We start from the raw sequence: 15,846 nt of genomic DNA on the forward strand, positions 1-15,846 counted from the left end.
CATAGTCAGAATATGACAACCCCGGTCAAATGCAAGCGCGGTCCACCGGGTTCGGGGTGTGGCATATGGTGGCGCAGGACCAGCTCTGGCGCGCCTCCCCGGTGCCGGTGGCAGACAGCTGCCTCAGCCATCGTCCGCCTCCTCGCGCCGGTGCAGCGCCAGAGGCTCCTTGAAGGTGAGCGTGCGGTAGGGAAAGGGGATCTCGATCCCCTCCTCGTCGAGCGCCCGCTTGATCGCCGCCACCACCTTGTCGCGAGAGCGGCGGATGTCCACCGGCAGCGAGCCGGTCCACCACGCGATCTCGAAGTCGATGGAACTGGCGCCGAAGGCCATGGCGAAGACCTGCACGTCGCGCACGTCGTCGCGCACAAGGTCCACCTCCCGGACCGCCTTGTAGATCACGGCGCGGGCGCGGTCGATGTCCTCGCCATAGGCCACGCCGCAGACAATCGAGGTGCGCCGCACCTCCTGGTTGGTGCGCACCGTCACTGGGTTGTGGAACAGCTGCGCATTCGGCACGACGACAAGCTGCCCGTCGGTCTGGCGGATGTGGGTGTCGCGGATCGTGATGCGCTCGATCTTGCCCTCGGCGCCCTCGCATTCGATGAAATCGCCCATCTGGAAGGGTTCGCGCAGCAGGATCAGGATACCCGCAAGGAAGTTCTCGAAGGTGTCCTTGAAGGCGAAACCGATGGCCACCGACCCCAGCCCCAGCGTGGTCAGGGCCTTGCCCGGGGTGATCGTCGGAAAGACCACCGTCAGTGCCATCAGGATGCCCAGCAGCCAGATCGTCGTATTCGACATCAGCTTGAGCACATCGACCAGGTTGCGCCGGAAGCGCGCCCGGCGCCCGACCCGATCCAGAACGCCGCGAAAGAGCCAGGCGACCAGCGCCGTGACCGTCAGGACAAGGATCGCCACGCCCAGCCGGGGCCCGGCGGCGACCGCCCCCTCGACCCAGAAGGTCAGCTGATCGGTCAGGGTGCCGGTCACATCGCCCGGCAGCAGCGCGTCGATTTCATCCATCCCCGGATGAACGCGACAAACCGTCCCGGGTTCCACGCGGCCCGGCAGGGCGCGGGGGCGCGGTGCCCCGCCTGCGGTCCGTCCTGCGTGGCAGGCGCACCGGGCGGGCGCCGCGTCAGAATGCCTCGGGCTTTGCCTCGCGGGCCATGTGGTCGAGCACGGCGTTCACGAACTTCGGCTCGCGCCCCTCGGGGAAGAAGGCGGCAGCGACCTCGACATATTCCACGATAACCACCTTCGGCGGCGTGTCGGTGGCCACCAGCTCTGCCCCCGCCGCACGGAACAGCGCCCGCAGGGTCGGGTCGATCCGGTCGATCTTCCACTTCGCCACGATGGCGCGGTCGGTCATCTGGTCGATCTTCGCCTGCCAGTTCACGACCTCGTTCAGGATCTTCGTGAACAGGGGAATATCGCCGTCCAGCATCTCGTCGCCCTCGGGCGTCACCGCGCCGAAGCGGTGTTCGAGGAACTCACCCCGCACCTTGTCGGCGCTCTGACTGGAATGCTCCATCTGGAACAGCGCCTGCACGGCATAAAGCCGCGAGGCGGACTTCATCTTGCGCCTCTGGTTGCCCGAAATCTGGCTCATGCGGTGGCCGGCCCTTTCCCCTCGCCCGCGATCTTCAGCTCGTCGGGTGTTGCGCGAAAGCCGACACCCTTGCGGTCCGCGCCGAATTGCCGCGTGATCGCCAGCAGGTGCAGCGCAGCCGCAGCGGCGCCGCCGCCCTTGTTCTGGCCCTGCGATTCGGCCCGGACCCGGGCCTGTTCGTAGTTTTCGACCGTGAGGATTCCGTTGCCGATGCACAGCCCCTGAAGCCCCAGCAGCGTGATCGCCCGCGAGGAATCGTTGCAGACCGTGTCGTAATGGGTCGTCTCGCCCCGGATCACGCAGCCCAAGGCCACATAGGCGTCGAAGTTCGACAGCCGCTCGGCGATGCCGATGGCGCTGGGGATTTCCAGCGCGCCGGGCACCTCGATGGTCTCGTGCGAGCCGCCCGAAGCCTCGATTTCCGCCTGCGCACCCTTCACCATCTCATCGGCGATGGCCTTGTAATAGGGCGCCACGACGATCAGCACCTTCACGGGCTTGTCGAATGCCGCGCGCGGCAGCGTGTAGTGCTCTTCGTTCGACGCCATCAGCCCAGCTCCGAGATCTTGCGGGTGCCGGTGATCTCCAGCCCGTAGGCGTCGAGGCCGACAATCTTCGGCGAGGGCGAATTGGTCAGCAGCACCAGCTTCGACAGCCCCAGCGACGACAGGATCTGCGCGCCAAGCCCATATTGCCGCAGGGTCTTGGGCGACACGCCTTCGTGCGCGTCCAGCTTCATCGAGGTGTCGCGCAGCAGGACCACGACGCCGCGGCCTTCGTCCGCCACGGCCTGCATCGCCGCGGCAAACTCGCCAGAGCGGCCCTTGGGTCCGGTGCCCACGACGTCCAGCATCGGGTCAAGCGCGTGCATCCGCACCAGCACCGGCGCATCGCCGGAAACATCGCCCTTGATCAGCACGATATGCTCGTCACCATGGCTTTCGTCGGTGTAGATCTTCATCTGCCACTCGCCGCCGAACTCGGATTGCACCGTCTCTTCGCTGCGTACCCGCACGAGGTTGTCGTTGCGGCGGCGGTAGGCGATGAGGTCGCTGATGGTGCCGATCTTCAGCCCGTGTTTCTGCGAGAAGGCCACCAGTTCCGGCAGCCGCGCCATCGACCCGTCGTCGTTCATGATCTCGCAGATCACGCCCGCCGGGTTCAGCCCGGCAAGGCGCGCGACGTCGACCGCGGCCTCTGTGTGACCGGCGCGGACCAGCACGCCGCCCTTGCGGGCGCGCAGCGGGAAGACGTGGCCCGGGGTCGCGATGTCCTGCGCCCCCTTGCTGGCATCGATGGCCGTGGCGACGGTGCGCGCCCGGTCCGCGGCGGAAATGCCGGTCGAAATGCCCTCGCGCGCCTCGATCGAGGTGGTGAAGGCGGTTTCATGACGCGACGAGTTGTTCGTCGACATCAGTTGCAGGCCCAGTTCGCCGATGCGCTCTTCGGTCATCGACAGGCAGATCAGCCCGCGCCCGTAGAGCGCCATGAAGTTGATCGTGTCCGGCGTCGCCCATTGCGCGGGGATCACGAGGTCACCCTCGTTCTCGCGGTCCTCGTGGTCGACAAGGATGAACATGCGCCCGTTGCGCGCGTCCTCGATAATCTCCTCCACCGAAGAGATTGCGTCGCTCCAGCTTTCTTCGACTTGGCCGGGGGTCTCGTACTCTGCCATGGGGCCTCCGCTAGGTTTGGCAGCGCAGATACGCCACCCGGCGCGCGAAGGCCAGAGGCAACAGCGGTCAGCGACCGGCACAGAGGCTATGCATGGGGCAAAAAACGGTGCCGCCCCGGCGCGGGGATCAGTCGAAGATATCCTCGATCACGTCGAAGGCTTCGTCGAAGAACCGCTGCACCAGCCCCTTCCTGGACTTTTTCTTGCGGGATTTCTTCTTGTTCCGCCCCTCCAGCGCGCGCAGGAACTCGTCGGCGGGAGACTTCGGGCGTTTCGCGGCCTTTGCCACGGGCGCCCTGCCCCGGCGCGGTTTGTCGGCGCCGGTCTTGAGGTTCTTCATCCGGCTCAGCGGTGCCCCGCAGGAGGCGCAGGCCAGTTCGTGCTGCACCGCGCCTTCCAGCACCAGCGCGGCGCGGGTGCCGCAGTAACAGCAGGTTGCTATCCGGGTCTGCATCACCCCGATCTAGGCGCGCGCGGCATAGAGCGCAACGGCAGCGGCATTCGAGACATTCAGCGAGCCGAAGCCGCCGGAGAAATCGATGCGCACAAGGCGATCCACGGTTTCCTTGGTCTTCGGACGCAGGCCCGGCCCCTCGGCCCCCAGCACCAGCGCGACCGGATCGGCGCGGCGGCCTTCCAGCGCCTCTTCGATGGTCACCTCGGCCTCGCCGTCGAGGCCCAGCACCAGATAGCCCATGCCCTGCAGGGCCACGATGGTATCGGCAAGGTTGCGTTCGCGCAGGTAGGGCTGACGCTCCAGCGCGCCGCTTGCGGTCTTGGCCAGCGCGCCGGTTTCCGGCGCGGCGTGGTGGCGCGTGCCGATCACCGCCTGCGCGCCGAAGACCTCGGCCGAGCGCAGGATGGCGCCGACGTTATGCGGGTCGGTGACGCGGTCCAGAAGCACCAGCCGCAGGGCACCCTCGCTGGCGATGGCCACATCCTCCAGCCGCCCCCAGTCCAGCGGCCTGACCTCCAGCGCGGCGCCCTGATGGACCGAGTTCGGGTCCAGCGGAGCCTTGAAGCGGCGCGGGTCCTGGAATCTCGGGCTCGATGCCTGCGGCGGTGACGGCCTCGGCCAGCTTGTCGGCGGCATTCGGGGTCAGAATCAGGCGCAGCTTCTCGCGCCGGGGGTTCATCAGCGCGTCGCGCACCGCATGCAGGCCGAACAGCCAGACGGTCTCTGCCGCCGAGGCTTTTTTCGCCTGTTCCTTCTCGACCACCCATTTCGGTTTCTTCGCCATGATCAGACCCTTTTCGCCGGACCCATGCCTTCGCATCGAAAGAGGCGCTTTGCCAAGAGAATTTCCGGTTGACGGGGAAATTGCCCCCCTGTAATGACCCCCCACGCCGGGCAAGTCCCGGCGCCCGGTGGGCGACAGGCCGCAAGGTGTGGCAGGGGACTGTAACTCCCTCGAGGCGACTCACGCCTGGTTCGATTCCAGGGTCGCCCACCATTCTATCAGACATAGCATTGAAATCATGATGAAACCGCGCCGTATAGGCCGCGCGGGTGTCATCCTTGCCCCCCAGCGTCCTGCCCAGGTGGCGCCATGCCCCCCTTTTCAGAGGCAGACAGCAAGCCGGTCAGCCGGGCAATGCCGGGGTCGGGCGGTCTCAATCCCGGATCACGGGAGGGCCGCTGCCGACCCGGTCAGCTGCAACTGGATGAAGGCCCCGCTCCGGGACGCGCGCAGGCTGGCCGCGCGGCTTCGGGGACGGCGGCGCGCGCCGGGGTCAGGCGGCGGCTTCGCGGCAGGCGCGGCAGAGGCCCAGAGCCTCGACCGCCACCCGCTCGACCGCGAAACCGACCTCTGCCCCGGCCTCGCGCACCGCCGCCGTGGCGGCGCGGCCCGGCGCCTCGACCACCGTGTCGCAGGCGGTGCAGATCAGGAAACAGGGGGCGTGGCGCTCTCCGGGGCGACCGCAGGCGATGAAGGCGTTCAGCCGTTCGACCCGATGCGCCAGCCCGTTCGCCACGAGGAAGTCCAGCGCCCGGTAGGCCACCGGCGGCTGCGAACCGAAGCCGCCCTCGCGCAGCCGGTCCAGCACCTCGTAGGCCCCCAGCGCGCGGTGCTCTTCCAGCAGCACCTCGAGCGCGCGGCGCCGCACCGGGGTGAATTGCAGGCCCTTTTCGGAGCAGGTGTCCTCGGCGGCCCGCATCGCGTCGGCGATGCAGGTCCCGTGATCGTGCTGCTCGAATCCCTGAAGCATGGCGGCCCCTTCCCTTGCGATACAGTATAACACCATAACCGCTTAACAGGGGCGTCGACAAGGCCGGGCCCGATCCCGCGGTGCGCCTGCGGCGCGCATCCCCTCTTGGGGGCGAGGCCCCCAAACCCCCGCTGCCGCCCCGGGCCGCGGGCGGGGCTTGCGCCGCACGTGGCCCCCGTTGCGACGGCGCGATGAGGTATTTGCAGGACCAGAGAAGCCCCGGGGCAGTGCGGGCCTCAGGCGAAGCGCCCCCGGCGACCGGAGAAGGCGGCAAGCGTGATGCCCTCTGCTTCGAGCCGCGCCCGGACCGCGCGGGCGATGGCCAGTGCCGTGGCGCCGTCGCCGTGCAGGCAGACGGTGTCCACCGGGGCGGGGATCGGCGCGCCCTCGTCTGGCAGGATCGCGCCCGCGCGGACCATGCGGACGACCCGGGTCGCGGCCTCTTCGGGGTCGTGGATCACCGCGCCCGGGCGGCTGCGGTCGACCAGCGTGGCGTCGGCGTTATAGGCCCGGTCGGCGAAGATCTCGCCCGCCCGGGGGCAGTTCAGGGCCTCTGCCGCGCGCTGTTGCGCCGTCGCCGCCAGAACCATGACGATGACCTCCGGCGCGACCTCCCGGGCGGCACCGTAGCAGGCGCGCGCCAGCCCCTCGTCCTCGGAGGCCATGTTGGACAGGGCGCCGTGCAGCTTCAGGTGACGCACCCTGCCGCCCGAGGCCCGCGCCATGGCCTGCGCGGCGCCCAGCTGGTACTGCACGAGATGGCGCAGCGTGGCCTCTGGCAGGTGAATGCGGCGGCGGCCAAAGCCCTGCAGGTCGGCAAAGCCCGGGTGTGCGCCGATGCCCACGCCCCGGGCCACGGCCCCGGACATGGTCGCCGCCATGACGTCCGGATCGCCCGCGTGCAGCCCGCAGGCGACATTGGCGGAGGTCACCACCTCGAGCAGGGCCGCGTCCTGCCCCATCACCCGGGGGCCAAAGCTCTCGCCCATGTCGGCGTTCAGGTCGACGGTTTTCATGACAGCTCCTCTCCGGTACCGTGACGCCGCTGATCAGGGTATGGGTCAGGAGGTCCGGCACGTCGCGCGGATGGCGGACCAGCGGCGTTGCCAGCCCCGGCAGCGCGGCCAGGTGGCGGCGCAGGCGCGCCTCGGCCTCCAGCGCCTCGGGGCGGGTGACGAAGCGGAAGCGCAGCCGGGCGCCGGGCCCGGCCTGCGCCGCGCGCGGCAGGTCGGCGGGAATCACCGTGCCGATGCGCGGGTAACCCCCGGTGGTCTGGCATTCCGCCAGCAAGAGGTAGGGCGCGCCGTCGCCGGGGATCTGGAGGTCGCCGGGGGTGATGGCCTCGGAGAGGATGCTCTGGCCCGAGGACAGGCCAAAGCCGCCGCCCGCCGGTGTCAGGCGCACGCCCATGCGGTTGCCGCGGGCGTCACGGGTGAAGGTCTCGGCCTCGAAGCGGGCGCGCTCGGCTTCGGGAAAGAGTTCGGTCTGCAGGCCGGGCAGGACGCGCAGCGTACCGCCGCCGAAGCGGTCGTCGGGCGGCAGGCAAAGCCCCGTCGGCCCGCCCCGGTCGGGGGCCAGCGGCAGGTGGTCCCCGGCCTCGAGCGCCCGCCCCAGCCCCGCCGCCAGATGGGCCGAGACCGCCCCCAGCACCAAGGGCAGGTCGAAGCCGCCGCCGAGGGTGAGCATGCCGCAGGTGCCCGTGCCGCCGCCGTCGATGCGCAGCACCGCCCCGGCGGGCAGCGCATGCGAGGCGTTCCACGCGAGCGGCGCGCCATCCACCGAGGCCCGCATCGGCGCGCCGGTCAGGGCGATCCGCAGCGGCACCCCGGCCCGAAAGCGCCCGCCCATGCCGATCATTTCCAGCGCCGCGCCCGGGGGCTGGCGCAGCAGCGCCGCGCCCTCGGCAAGGGCCAGCCGGTCCAGCGCGCCGCCCCGCGACAGGCCCTGCGCAAGGTAGCCCGGGCGGCCCGCATCCTGCAGGGTGACCCCGGCCCGGCTCGAAAGGACTTCCAGCACGCTCATGCCCCGTGCTTCCGGTGGCCTGGCGAGGCTGTGCCCGGCGCGGTCATGTCAGCGGCTCGGCTGTGATGCCGTCCTTTCCGACCGCCCCCATGGCCTCGAAGGCGGCGCGGTCGATGGCGGGAAAACGCACCGCGTCGCCGGGGCGCAGCAGGAAGGGCTTCGCCGTCCCGGGGCGAAAGAGGCGGACATGGGTCTGCCCGACATGGCGCCAGCCGGTGGGGGTGGAGACCGAGAACAGCACCATCTGCCGGATCGCCACCACCAGCGCGCCCACCGGCACCTGCGGTGTCAGGCCAGTCTGGCGCGGGATGTCCCGGGCCTCGGGCAATGTGCCGAGATAGGGCTGGCCCGGCGCGAAGCCGATGGTCGTCACCCGCAGCGGCGCCCGCGCCAGCTGGTCGATGGCCTCGGCCCGGGACAGGCCCGCAAGCGCGGCGGCCTCGGCCAGTTGCGGGGCGCGCTCGGTGCCGTAGAGCGTGGGGATGTGCAGGAGCTGTCTCCCCTCCGGCAGCGGCGCGGCGTACCAGTCCTGCGCGGCGAGCCGCTGGCGCAGCTCTGCCGTCAGCCGCTCCAGCGGCAGGTGCAGCGGATCGAAGCGCAGCTGGGTGGAGACCAGCGCGGTCGAGACCTCTTCGACGGCCTCCGGCGGATCGCGCTCGAGCGCCGCTCGGAAGGCCAGCGCGGCGCGGTTGGCGGGCTCGGTCAAGGTATCGGCAAACCGCACGAGCACCCCGTCGAGGCCGAGGGGATCGATGCGCGGGAATCTGTCGGCGGCAGTCATGCGGTCAGGGGATCACGGGGCGGCGGGGCTGTCCAGAGGGCGGGTCCGGGTTGGGTTGGTGCGAGAGGTGGTGGTTGAGGGGCACCGGTCCGGGTGTCGATTTCGGTGCTGCCGGTGCGGGGGAGCGGCAGGCTGCTGGGCGTTCCGCGCGGATGTGGGCTGGCCCTCCGGGCGGCGGAGGTGGAAGGGGGCTCTGCCCCCGGCCTGCGGCCCCCCGAGGTATTTCGAGACCAAAGAAGCGGGGGATGGCGCCTTGCCGGGCGGTGGGATGCCGGTTGTCTTCGCCTGTGTGGGTGCCGCATGCCCGCGGGCCCGCGGGGGGCGGGGCCCGCTGCGGGGCAGCGGAGGCCCGGGCGCGGCGCCTGGCCCCGCCCGGGCTCTGCCTGTTGCGCGGCGCGCCCTGCCCTGCGATCAGGCGGCGATCTGCTGCATCGCCGTCAGGAAGGCGCGGACCTCGTCGGCGCTGTTGTAATGTGCCATGGAGACGCGGATGCAGTCGGCCTGCCCCAGCGGCTCCAGCACGTTGCCCGAGTAGTGGTCGGCCTTGCGGGTATGGGTGCGGATGCCCGCCTCGTTCAGGGCGGTGACGATCTGCGGCGAGGGCACGCCCTCTTTCCAGAAGCTCACGAGGCCTTCGCGCGCCGCATTGTCGGCGCCGCCGACGATATGGACGCCGGGCAGGCTGGCGAGACCGGCGAGATTGTCCACCCCATGCACCATCATCTGTGCCAGCGCCGCCTCGTGGTCGTGGATCGCGCGGCCCGCCGCCTCGATCCGGGCGCGGCGGCCGGTCTCGTCCGAGACCTCTCCACCCAGCCAGTCGAAATAGGCCACCACCTCGCGGAAGGTGGCATAGGCGCCGGTGTCGCGGGTGCCCAGTTCCCACTGCCCCTCGGGCGCGCCGATCAGCGCGTCATGGGCCAGCGCGGTCAGCCGGTCCGAGGCCCATGCGATGCCGTAGCCGTGGCGCGAGAAGACCTTGTAGGGCGAGATCACGTAGCCGTCCACATCCGCCGCCTCGAGGTCGATGCCGCCGTGGCAGGCGTGCTGGATGCCGTCCACGATGATCAGCGCGTCCGGCGCCGTGGCGCGGATCGCCCCGGTGATGGCGGCCAGATCCATGCCCATGCCGGTCACCGGCGAGGTGTGCAGGATGGTCGCCACGGCGGTGTCCTTGGTGACCTTGGCCGCGTAGGCCTCTGCCGAGACGGTGCCGGTGGCGTCGTCGTGCTTGATCAGCACGTGTTCGCGGCCCGCCTGCGCCGACCAGCGCGCGGCGGCGCTGCGCGAGGCGGGGTGTTCCAGCGTCGAGCCCAGCACCGGGCCGGGGCGCGCGCCGAGGCAGGCGTCGCGGATCAGGCGGAACAGCAGTTCCGTACCGCTCTCGCCAAACAGCACCTTGCCGCCCTCGGCGTTGAAGAACTCGGCCACATCGGCGCGGGCGCCGTCGATGACCTCTTGCAGGGCCTTGGCGGCGGGATTGTCACGGCCCTGGTTGTCGGGGATCGCGGCGAAAAGCGCCGAGGTCTCGACCACCGCGTTCAGCGTCAGTGCGCCGCCGGCGTTCTCGAAGAAGACCCGCGGGCCGGTGAAGGGGCATGTGCCGACGTGGGCAAAGCGCGAACGGATCTCGGACAGCAGCTCGGGGGAGAAGGTCAATGCGGTTTCCTTTGTTCTTCGCGAAGGACGGCCTCTGCCGCCTCTTCCATGTCTTCGGGATCGTCCGAGGGGATGGCATAGCTGCCCGTCATCCAGCGTGCGAGGTCGACGTCCGCGCAGCGCTTCGAGCAGAAGGGGCGGAATTCGGTCACGGTCTTGCGCTGGCAGATCGGGCAGCTCACAGCAGCCCCTGACGGCCACACGGTCGCGCTTGCGTTGCAGTTCGACAAGGCCCAGCGTCGTCCAGCCCGCCACGATGGTTTCCACCGTGTCGCGTTTCAGCGCCGCCTTCAGCGCCTGTTCCAGCTGGCGCCGGTCCTTCTTGGGACAGGGCGCCGGGTCGATCAGCACCTGCCCGCCAAGGCCGCGCAGCCGCAGCTGGCGCGGCAGGTCGCGGAAGGCGGCCATATTGGCCTTGAGCCCCGCCGCCGGAGAGGTGTCGCCGCCGGTGTTCACATCCACCGCGACCAGCGCCGAGGTGGGTTCGACCATCATGTGGCCGCCGCCGGGCAGATCCACGCGCGGGCCCTTCAACGCCTCGACCATCTCGGTCACGCCATGGCGCTCGAAGGCGCCTTCGCCCTCGTCCACATCGGCCACCGGCCATTCGCGCCAGGCCAGCGCGTGCGGGCCGTCGCCCTCGACCAGAAGCTCTGCGCCGCCGCTGGCATCCGCCAGCACCTGCGCGGCCAGCGAGACCATGGCGAGGATATCGTCCATGATCGCGTCCTCCTCGGCCTCGGCGCAGGAGGAGCGCAGAATGAGGCCTGCGCCTTCGGGCAGCGGGCGTTCCTGCAGGGTGTCATGCGCCACCTCGTGCAGCGCATCGCGGATGTCCTCGTCCTTGATCGCGCGCGAGATGTTGATGCCCGGCGCGCCCGGCGTGACGATGGCGTAGCGCGACTTGAACAGCAGGCGCTGGGTGACCGGGATCGCCTTGCCCGGCTCGGCGTAGCCGGTGACCATGACCAGCAGGGGTTCGCCGGGCGAGAGACCCTTGACCTGCCGCAGGAAGGCATTGCCGTCCGGGGTCTTCAGGAACATCCCCCCCTGCCCCTTCATGGGGCGTTCGGCGACGGCGCGGTAGATGGCGCCGGGACGCGGCAGGTCCGTGTCGATCAGCAGGTCCTGCAATTGTCCGTCGGTGATCAGCGCCGCGGCCTCGCGGCCCTGCCACTGATCCAAAGCGATGGTGCTGCCCTTCATGCCTGTTCTCCCATGGGATAGCCTGCGGCCCGCAGCAGGTTGGCGGTTTCCGCCAGCGGCAGGCCCACGACGGCGGTGAACGATCCCGAGATCCACGGGATCAGCGCGCCCGCAGGCCCCTGAATGCCGTAGCCGCCCGCCTTGCCGCGCCAGTCTTCGGTAGCGATGTAGCTCTCGCGTTCTTCGTCCGAGAGGCGCTTCATCCTGACCTGCGTGACCACGTCGCGTTCCCAGATCCGGTCGCCCCGCCGCACCGCGACGGCGGTGATCACGCGGTGACGACGGCCCGAAAGCATGTCGAGGAAGCGCCGCGCCTCCTCCGCGTCTTCGGGCTTGCCGAGGATGCGGCGCCCCAGAGCGACGGTGGTGTCTAGCCGACAGCACGATCTCACCCGCATCAGAGGGAATCGCCAGCGCCTTCTCGCGCGCGAGGCGGACGCAATAGGGGCGCGGAAGCTCTGCCTTCGCGGGATCCTCGTCGATATCGGGCGGACGGATGTCGTCAGCAGTTATGCCAAGCTGGGCGAGCAATTCGCGCCGCCGGGGGCTGCCGGAGCCAAGGATGAGTCGGGGGCGCTGTGTCATGCGGCAGGGATTAGCGCGTCGGCGCAGGCGGGGCAATGCGGGGCGCGATCCGGGGGCGGTGGGCGGATGGACCGGGCCGCGCCACCCTGCCGCCGAAGGCGCTGCGGGCGAGTGCGGGATCGCGCGCGCCCCGGGACCTGGCCCGGATGACGGGCCACGCGGGTATCTCGGAGCGCCCTGTCGACCGCTCGGGGACAGCCGACGCTACGCGAAGGTCTTGCGCATGGAGAACACGCGCTGCGCGACAGTCCACCGCTCTGCGAGCACCCACCGCCCGGAGAGCACCCGGCGCTCCGCCAAGACCCACCGCCGGGCGAGGATCCACGACCCGACGACGCGCGGCGCGGCCTGCCGGTTCCGGGCAGCGCGCCCCTGAGGCCGGACACGAAAAAGCGGCCCGGCCCAAGGGCCCGACCGCTGTCCGTCCTGCCGTGATGGCAGCTTACTTGAACCGGTAGTTGATCCGGCCCTTGGTGAGGTCGTAGGGGGTCATCTCGACCTGAACCCGGTCGCCTGCAAGAACGCGGATGCGGTTCTTGCGCATCTTGCCTGCCGTGTGCGCGATGATCTCATGGCCGTTGTCAAGCTCGACCCGGAACGTCGCATTCGGCAGGAGTTCCTTGACGACACCGGGGAATTCGAGCGTGTCTTCCTTGGCCATGGTCTCTCCTGAATCTGCTCCCCGCGCTCTGTCGCGGGGCGCGGGCCTATATGCGCCCACAGAACCTTAAATTCAAGCCCCAACTCGCCCTATCGCAAAGCCGTGACGGCGGGGGGCGTATCCCGGCCCTCCTGGTCCTGCCAATGGGCACGGTTCAGCACCACGCCATCACAGCGCACGCGGGCGATCAGGCCGGGGTCTGCCTCTGCGTAACACCACCCGGGACGGTCGAGTTCCCCCTGCGCGAGGATGCCATCGGGGGAAAGCCGGTATCGGGCGGGCCGAAGACCGCGCCGCGCCCGACCGAGACGTCGATGACCTCGGACCAGTCGGCCTTGCCCACCACCGAGGACATGACCGCAAGGCACTGGTTTTCCAGCGCCCGGGCGCGGGCACCGACGCGCACCCGGGTATGGCCCGCCAGCGCCTCGGTCACCGAGGGCACCAGCAGGATATCGGCCCCGGCCAGCGCGCGGCCCAGCAGGGGAAACTCGCTGTCGTAGCAGATCAGGATGCCGATCCGGCCCAGTGGCCGTGTCGAAAAGGCGCAGCGGCCCGCCGGGATGGATGCCCCAGTCCTCGCGTTCGAAGCGGGTCATGATCTGCTTGTCCTGCACGCCCACCGCGCCGCCGGGGGTGAAGAGGCGCGCACGGTTGACCGGACGCGGTGCAACGGTCTCGTCGATCACCGGGGCCGAGGCGGCAAGGATATGGACCCCGAAGCGCGCCGCGAGCTCGGCGTGCAGCCCGTCCGCGTCGGGGATGCGCGCGGCGGTGGCATGGATGCAGGCCTCGAGATCCAGCGCCGCCTCGCGGCCCGAGAGCGTCGCCAGCTCCATCGCGCCGTATTCGGGAAAGACCAGCAGCTCGGCCCCCTGCCCCGCGGCCTCGGACACCCAGTCGGTGATCTTGTCGGCATAGTCCTGCCACGAGGCGAGGTAGGAGGTCTGGTAGGCGGCGGTGGCGATCTTCATGCCGGGTCTCCCGTGGCGAGGGCGGAGGTGGGGCTTTGTGCAGAGAAGACGGATGTGCCTCTGCTGCAGGATGGGGGCCCGGGTGGCCCCGCGCCGACCGCTCGCGTATGGCGGGCCGCGCAAAAGGTATTTGGGCCAAGAAGAAGCGCAGGGCGCGTGACCCCGGCAAGCCGGGACGAGGGGCGGCTGGCCGGGTCGCGCGGGCTGGAGGCGCGGCGGGGCGCCGGGACGACGGCGGGCACGCGCAGGGCATCGGCTTGGCGCGGCGCTTGTTCACATCCGGGGACGAGCGGATCACAGGCGGCGGATCCAGAATTGCAGCGGGTGGTCCGTTTCGCTGGTCCGGTCGATATCCTTCCAGCGGAACTGTGCCACCGCGCCGGGCAGCGGGGCATAGCCGCGCCTGCGCCAGAACGGGTCGAGCGGGGCGTAGGTCTCCGGGCGCAGCGGGTGGTCGGCGGGGCGGGAGACACTGCAAAAGGCGGCGTGAGTCTTGCCCGGGGCGCGGGCGTGGTGCTCGCGCAGGTCGAAGAAGCGGTGGCCGATGCCCCTGCTCGCGATACTCGGGCAGCAGCACCGATTCGGCGCAGTAGAAAAGCGTCGTCAGGTCGAGATCCTGCCCGGCGAAGGCCCCGGCGAAATCCTCGGCGTGATCCGCCATCGGGGTGCCGGTGGAGGCGCCCACCAGCCTTTCGCCGTCGAAGGCGCCGACCAGAACGGCGCCGGGGCTGCTGCGGTAGGTCTCGAGATAGGTGCGTTCGTAGTCGAGCGAGCCATCGTAGAGATAGGGGAAGGCGCGGAAGACCGCGATCTGCAGCCGCGCCACATCGTCGAGCGCGGCGTCGAGCGCCGCGCCGGTGAGGACCTCGACCCGCATCATGAGACCTGACGCACCCAGTCCCCGAGGTTGTAATAGGTCACCACGCGGGAAATCCTGCCGTCCTTCAGCGAGAAGAAGGAGCCGGCGGGAAGGCGGTAGGTCTGCCCCTTCGCTTCCGGAAGGCCGGCGTCGGTTTCGAGATAGGTGCCGTTCACGATGAATTCGGCGGCGGCGCGGGTGCCGTCCCCGTTGGCGAAGATCACGATCTCGGTGAGGGTTTCGCGGTAGCAGCGGCTCATGTGGTCGCAGAACTCGGCGAATTTCCCGGTGCCCCTGCGGATCTGTCCTTCGTTGACGTGGTGCTCGATCTCCGGGTCGAGGCAGGCCAGCATCTCTGCGGTGTCGCCCGCATTGAAGGCATCGAAATAGCGCCGGATGGTGTCTTTGGCGGTCATGGTCTCTCCTGTCTGCACGGGCGCTCGCCTGGCCAGCCGCGCGCGACCATGCCTTCGGCCCGGGGGCCGCGCAAGGCAGCCGAAAGGGGCAATTGCCGGTTTTGCCGGGTACGCCCGGGGCGGGCGCCAAAGCCGCTTGCAAGCGGCTTCCACCCGGTTTGCGAAGGGGGGCGGGCGGCTCAGGCGGACCAGCTGCCCTTCATCCGCTGCACCAGCTGGTCGCGGGTCTGGCGGTAGGCGTTCAGCTTCTGCTCGCGCGTCTCGCCGATGCCGGTCGGGTCCATGACCGGCCAGTATTCCACCGACAGATGGTAGTAGCGCGTCAGTTCCAGCGCGCGGCGCTGCGAGGCCGGGGACAGGGTCACGATCACGTCGAAGCCCGACAGCGCCTCGCCCATCTCTTCCATCTCTTCGAAGGACCGCGACCGGTGGCGGGCAAGCTGCACGCCGATCTCCTCGCAGGCGGCAATGGCGAAACCGTCGATCTCGAGATCGTTCAGCACCCCCACCGACTGCACGTAGGCCTCTGTCCCGAACAGCTTCTTCATGATGCCCTCGGCCATGGGCGACCGCACGGCATTGTGGTCGCAGGCAAAGAGCACGGATTGCGGCAGTCCGCCCAACTCAGCCCCGAAGTGCAGCACGCAGACCAGCGTGAACAGCCGCCGCGCGGTGGCGTCGTCCACCTCGGCCTTGCCGTCGAGCCGCTCTTGCAGGATGCGCGCGCCTTCGTTGTGGATGCCTCGGCGGGCCATGTCGATGGTCTCTATCTGGCTGGGCGCGGCGGTCTTGACCGCGTCGAAGTAGCTTTTGCAGATCTGGAAGTAATCCTTCACGACCTGCCGGAACGGCGACAGCGAAAGGTGGAACTCCGCCGCCTTCTCACCCTGCCCGGTCATGACGTCGAAGACCAGCCGCTTGTCACGGATCGACAGGCCGAGGTTGTAGGGGCCGGGCGGCACAATCCGGTCGCCGCGCGCCGGAAGCGCGAAACGGTTTTCCTCCATGAGGTCGAACATGGCGACCCGGCGCTCCTGTTCGATCTCCGGTGTCGGAGGCGGCAGATTCTGCGTCGTCCAGCTGGATTTGGGCGATATGTGACATGGGCGAGCCTTTCGCAGGTGCAGCAATCGTACAGTGCCACGGAAGGCGATGACAATATGATGACTGCGTTATGCAGGT

General features: G+C 69.7%; 13 protein-coding genes, 1 tRNA gene and 7 pseudogenes. 1 reads left to right on the forward strand and 20 read right to left on the reverse strand.

The window, feature by feature from the left end; translation table 11 throughout:
* Positions 1 to 123: 123 nt before the first annotated feature.
* From ABFB10_RS03535 to rlmB, 6 genes and pseudogenes are all read right to left on the reverse strand, one after another.
* On the reverse strand, positions 124 to 1,026 hold the full coding sequence (locus ABFB10_RS03535; protein WP_347165438.1) for a mechanosensitive ion channel family protein: 903 nt from the start codon (positions 1,024 to 1,026) through the stop codon (positions 124 to 126).
* A gap of 115 nt (positions 1,027 to 1,141) precedes the next feature.
* Positions 1,142 to 1,615: a transcription antitermination factor NusB gene (nusB, locus tag ABFB10_RS03540; RefSeq protein WP_347165440.1), complete on the reverse strand. Its 474-nt coding sequence runs from the start codon at positions 1,613 to 1,615 to the stop codon at positions 1,142 to 1,144.
* The gene (locus tag ABFB10_RS03545) at positions 1,612 to 2,163 is read right to left on the reverse strand and encodes a 6,7-dimethyl-8-ribityllumazine synthase (protein ID WP_347165441.1); all 552 of its coding nucleotides are present in this window, start codon (positions 2,161 to 2,163) and stop codon (positions 1,612 to 1,614) included. Before ABFB10_RS03545 ends, nusB begins: the two co-directional genes overlap by 4 nt.
* The gene (ribB, locus tag ABFB10_RS03550; protein WP_347165443.1) at positions 2,163 to 3,290 is read right to left on the reverse strand and encodes a 3,4-dihydroxy-2-butanone-4-phosphate synthase; all 1,128 of its coding nucleotides are present in this window, start codon (positions 3,288 to 3,290) and stop codon (positions 2,163 to 2,165) included. The genes ABFB10_RS03545 and ribB overlap by 1 nt, the downstream gene beginning before the upstream one ends.
* A 127-nt stretch (positions 3,291 to 3,417) precedes the next feature.
* The gene (locus ABFB10_RS03555) at positions 3,418 to 3,744 is read right to left on the reverse strand and encodes a hypothetical protein (RefSeq protein WP_347165445.1); all 327 of its coding nucleotides are present in this window, start codon (positions 3,742 to 3,744) and stop codon (positions 3,418 to 3,420) included.
* 9 nt (positions 3,745 to 3,753) lie between these two features.
* Positions 3,754 to 4,531: pseudogene (gene rlmB, locus ABFB10_RS03560) on the reverse strand (23S rRNA (guanosine(2251)-2'-O)-methyltransferase RlmB).
* A 129-nt stretch (positions 4,532 to 4,660) separates the two neighbouring features.
* Between rlmB and ABFB10_RS03565 the strand changes: the two are divergent.
* Positions 4,661 to 4,744, forward strand: a tRNA-Tyr gene (locus tag ABFB10_RS03565).
* Between the two features lie 280 nt (positions 4,745 to 5,024).
* Here the strand turns inward: ABFB10_RS03565 and ABFB10_RS03570 are convergent.
* From ABFB10_RS03570 to ABFB10_RS03635, 14 genes and pseudogenes are all read right to left on the reverse strand, one after another.
* The gene (locus ABFB10_RS03570; RefSeq protein WP_206565127.1) at positions 5,025 to 5,501 is read right to left on the reverse strand and encodes a Fur family transcriptional regulator; all 477 of its coding nucleotides are present in this window, start codon (positions 5,499 to 5,501) and stop codon (positions 5,025 to 5,027) included.
* A 236-nt stretch (positions 5,502 to 5,737) separates the two neighbouring features.
* Positions 5,738 to 6,517, reverse strand: coding sequence for a LamB/YcsF family protein (locus ABFB10_RS03575; RefSeq protein ID WP_347165446.1), 780 nt, complete (start codon positions 6,515 to 6,517; stop codon positions 5,738 to 5,740).
* Positions 6,518 to 6,740: 223 nt separating this feature from the next.
* Positions 6,741 to 7,523, reverse strand: a pseudogene (locus tag ABFB10_RS03580) (5-oxoprolinase subunit C family protein); the annotation flags it as partial.
* Between the two features lie 43 nt (positions 7,524 to 7,566).
* The gene (locus ABFB10_RS03585; RefSeq protein ID WP_347165448.1) at positions 7,567 to 8,304 is read right to left on the reverse strand and encodes a 5-oxoprolinase subunit B family protein; all 738 of its coding nucleotides are present in this window, start codon (positions 8,302 to 8,304) and stop codon (positions 7,567 to 7,569) included.
* 411 nt (positions 8,305 to 8,715) lie between these two features.
* The gene (locus tag ABFB10_RS03590) at positions 8,716 to 9,963 is read right to left on the reverse strand and encodes an aminotransferase class V-fold PLP-dependent enzyme (protein WP_347167923.1); all 1,248 of its coding nucleotides are present in this window, start codon (positions 9,961 to 9,963) and stop codon (positions 8,716 to 8,718) included.
* Entirely contained in the window at positions 9,960 to 10,145 is a 186-nt protein-coding gene (locus ABFB10_RS03595; protein ID WP_347167924.1) for a DNA gyrase inhibitor YacG, read from the reverse strand. Before ABFB10_RS03595 ends, ABFB10_RS03590 begins: the two co-directional genes overlap by 4 nt.
* 16 nt (positions 10,146 to 10,161) lie before the next feature.
* Positions 10,162 to 11,169, reverse strand: a pseudogene (locus tag ABFB10_RS03600) (ribonuclease E/G); the annotation flags it as partial.
* Positions 11,166 to 11,754, reverse strand: a pseudogene (locus tag ABFB10_RS03605) (Maf family protein). The pseudogenes ABFB10_RS03605 and ABFB10_RS03600, both read right to left, overlap by 4 nt.
* A gap of 442 nt (positions 11,755 to 12,196) precedes the next feature.
* A complete protein-coding gene (gene infA / locus ABFB10_RS03610) occupies positions 12,197 to 12,415 on the reverse strand; it encodes a translation initiation factor IF-1 (RefSeq protein WP_023849011.1) in 219 nt (72 codons plus the stop codon).
* An 89-nt stretch (positions 12,416 to 12,504) separates the two neighbouring features.
* A pseudogene (locus ABFB10_RS03615) lies at positions 12,505 to 13,389 on the reverse strand (carbon-nitrogen hydrolase family protein).
* A gap of 294 nt (positions 13,390 to 13,683) precedes the next feature.
* Positions 13,684 to 14,266, reverse strand: a pseudogene (locus tag ABFB10_RS03620) (GNAT family N-acetyltransferase).
* The gene (locus ABFB10_RS03625; protein WP_347165450.1) at positions 14,266 to 14,664 is read right to left on the reverse strand and encodes a ketosteroid isomerase-related protein; all 399 of its coding nucleotides are present in this window, start codon (positions 14,662 to 14,664) and stop codon (positions 14,266 to 14,268) included. The pseudogene ABFB10_RS03620 and the gene ABFB10_RS03625 overlap by 1 nt, the downstream one beginning before the upstream one ends.
* A 179-nt stretch (positions 14,665 to 14,843) precedes the next feature.
* A complete protein-coding gene (locus ABFB10_RS03630; protein ID WP_347167925.1) occupies positions 14,844 to 15,287 on the reverse strand; it encodes an arsenate-mycothiol transferase ArsC in 444 nt (147 codons plus the stop codon).
* A 6-nt stretch (positions 15,288 to 15,293) separates the two neighbouring features.
* Positions 15,294 to 15,768: pseudogene (locus ABFB10_RS03635) on the reverse strand (UPF0262 family protein); the annotation flags it as partial.
* Between the last annotated feature and the right edge of the window lie 78 nt (positions 15,769 to 15,846).

The sequence above is a fragment of the Ponticoccus litoralis genome, from assembly GCF_039769985.1.
In the GTDB taxonomy this organism is placed as follows: Bacteria; Pseudomonadota; Alphaproteobacteria; order Rhodobacterales; family Rhodobacteraceae; genus Ponticoccus; species Ponticoccus litoralis.

What these genes read in the sequence shown, in the direction of transcription:
- ABFB10_RS03535 (WP_347165438.1), bottom strand. Translation starts at nt 1,026, where the DNA reads ATGGATGAAATCGACGCGCTGCTGCCGGGCGATGTGACCGGCACCCTG.
- nusB (WP_347165440.1), bottom strand. Translation starts at nt 1,615, where the DNA reads ATGAGCCAGATTTCGGGCAACCAGAGGCGCAAGATGAAGTCCGCCTCG.
- ABFB10_RS03545 (WP_347165441.1), bottom strand. Translation starts at nt 2,163, where the DNA reads ATGGCGTCGAACGAAGAGCACTACACGCTGCCGCGCGCGGCATTCGAC.
- ribB (WP_347165443.1), bottom strand. Translation starts at nt 3,290, where the DNA reads ATGGCAGAGTACGAGACCCCCGGCCAAGTCGAAGAAAGCTGGAGCGAC.
- ABFB10_RS03555 (WP_347165445.1), bottom strand. Translation starts at nt 3,744, where the DNA reads ATGCAGACCCGGATAGCAACCTGCTGTTACTGCGGCACCCGCGCCGCG.
- ABFB10_RS03570 (WP_206565127.1), bottom strand. Translation starts at nt 5,501, where the DNA reads ATGCTTCAGGGATTCGAGCAGCACGATCACGGGACCTGCATCGCCGAC.
- ABFB10_RS03575 (WP_347165446.1), bottom strand. Translation starts at nt 6,517, where the DNA reads ATGAAAACCGTCGACCTGAACGCCGACATGGGCGAGAGCTTTGGCCCC.
- ABFB10_RS03585 (WP_347165448.1), bottom strand. Translation starts at nt 8,304, where the DNA reads ATGACTGCCGCCGACAGATTCCCGCGCATCGATCCCCTCGGCCTCGAC.
- infA (WP_023849011.1), bottom strand. Translation starts at nt 12,415, where the DNA reads ATGGCCAAGGAAGACACGCTCGAATTCCCCGGTGTCGTCAAGGAACTC.
- ABFB10_RS03625 (WP_347165450.1), bottom strand. Translation starts at nt 14,664, where the DNA reads ATGACCGCCAAAGACACCATCCGGCGCTATTTCGATGCCTTCAATGCG.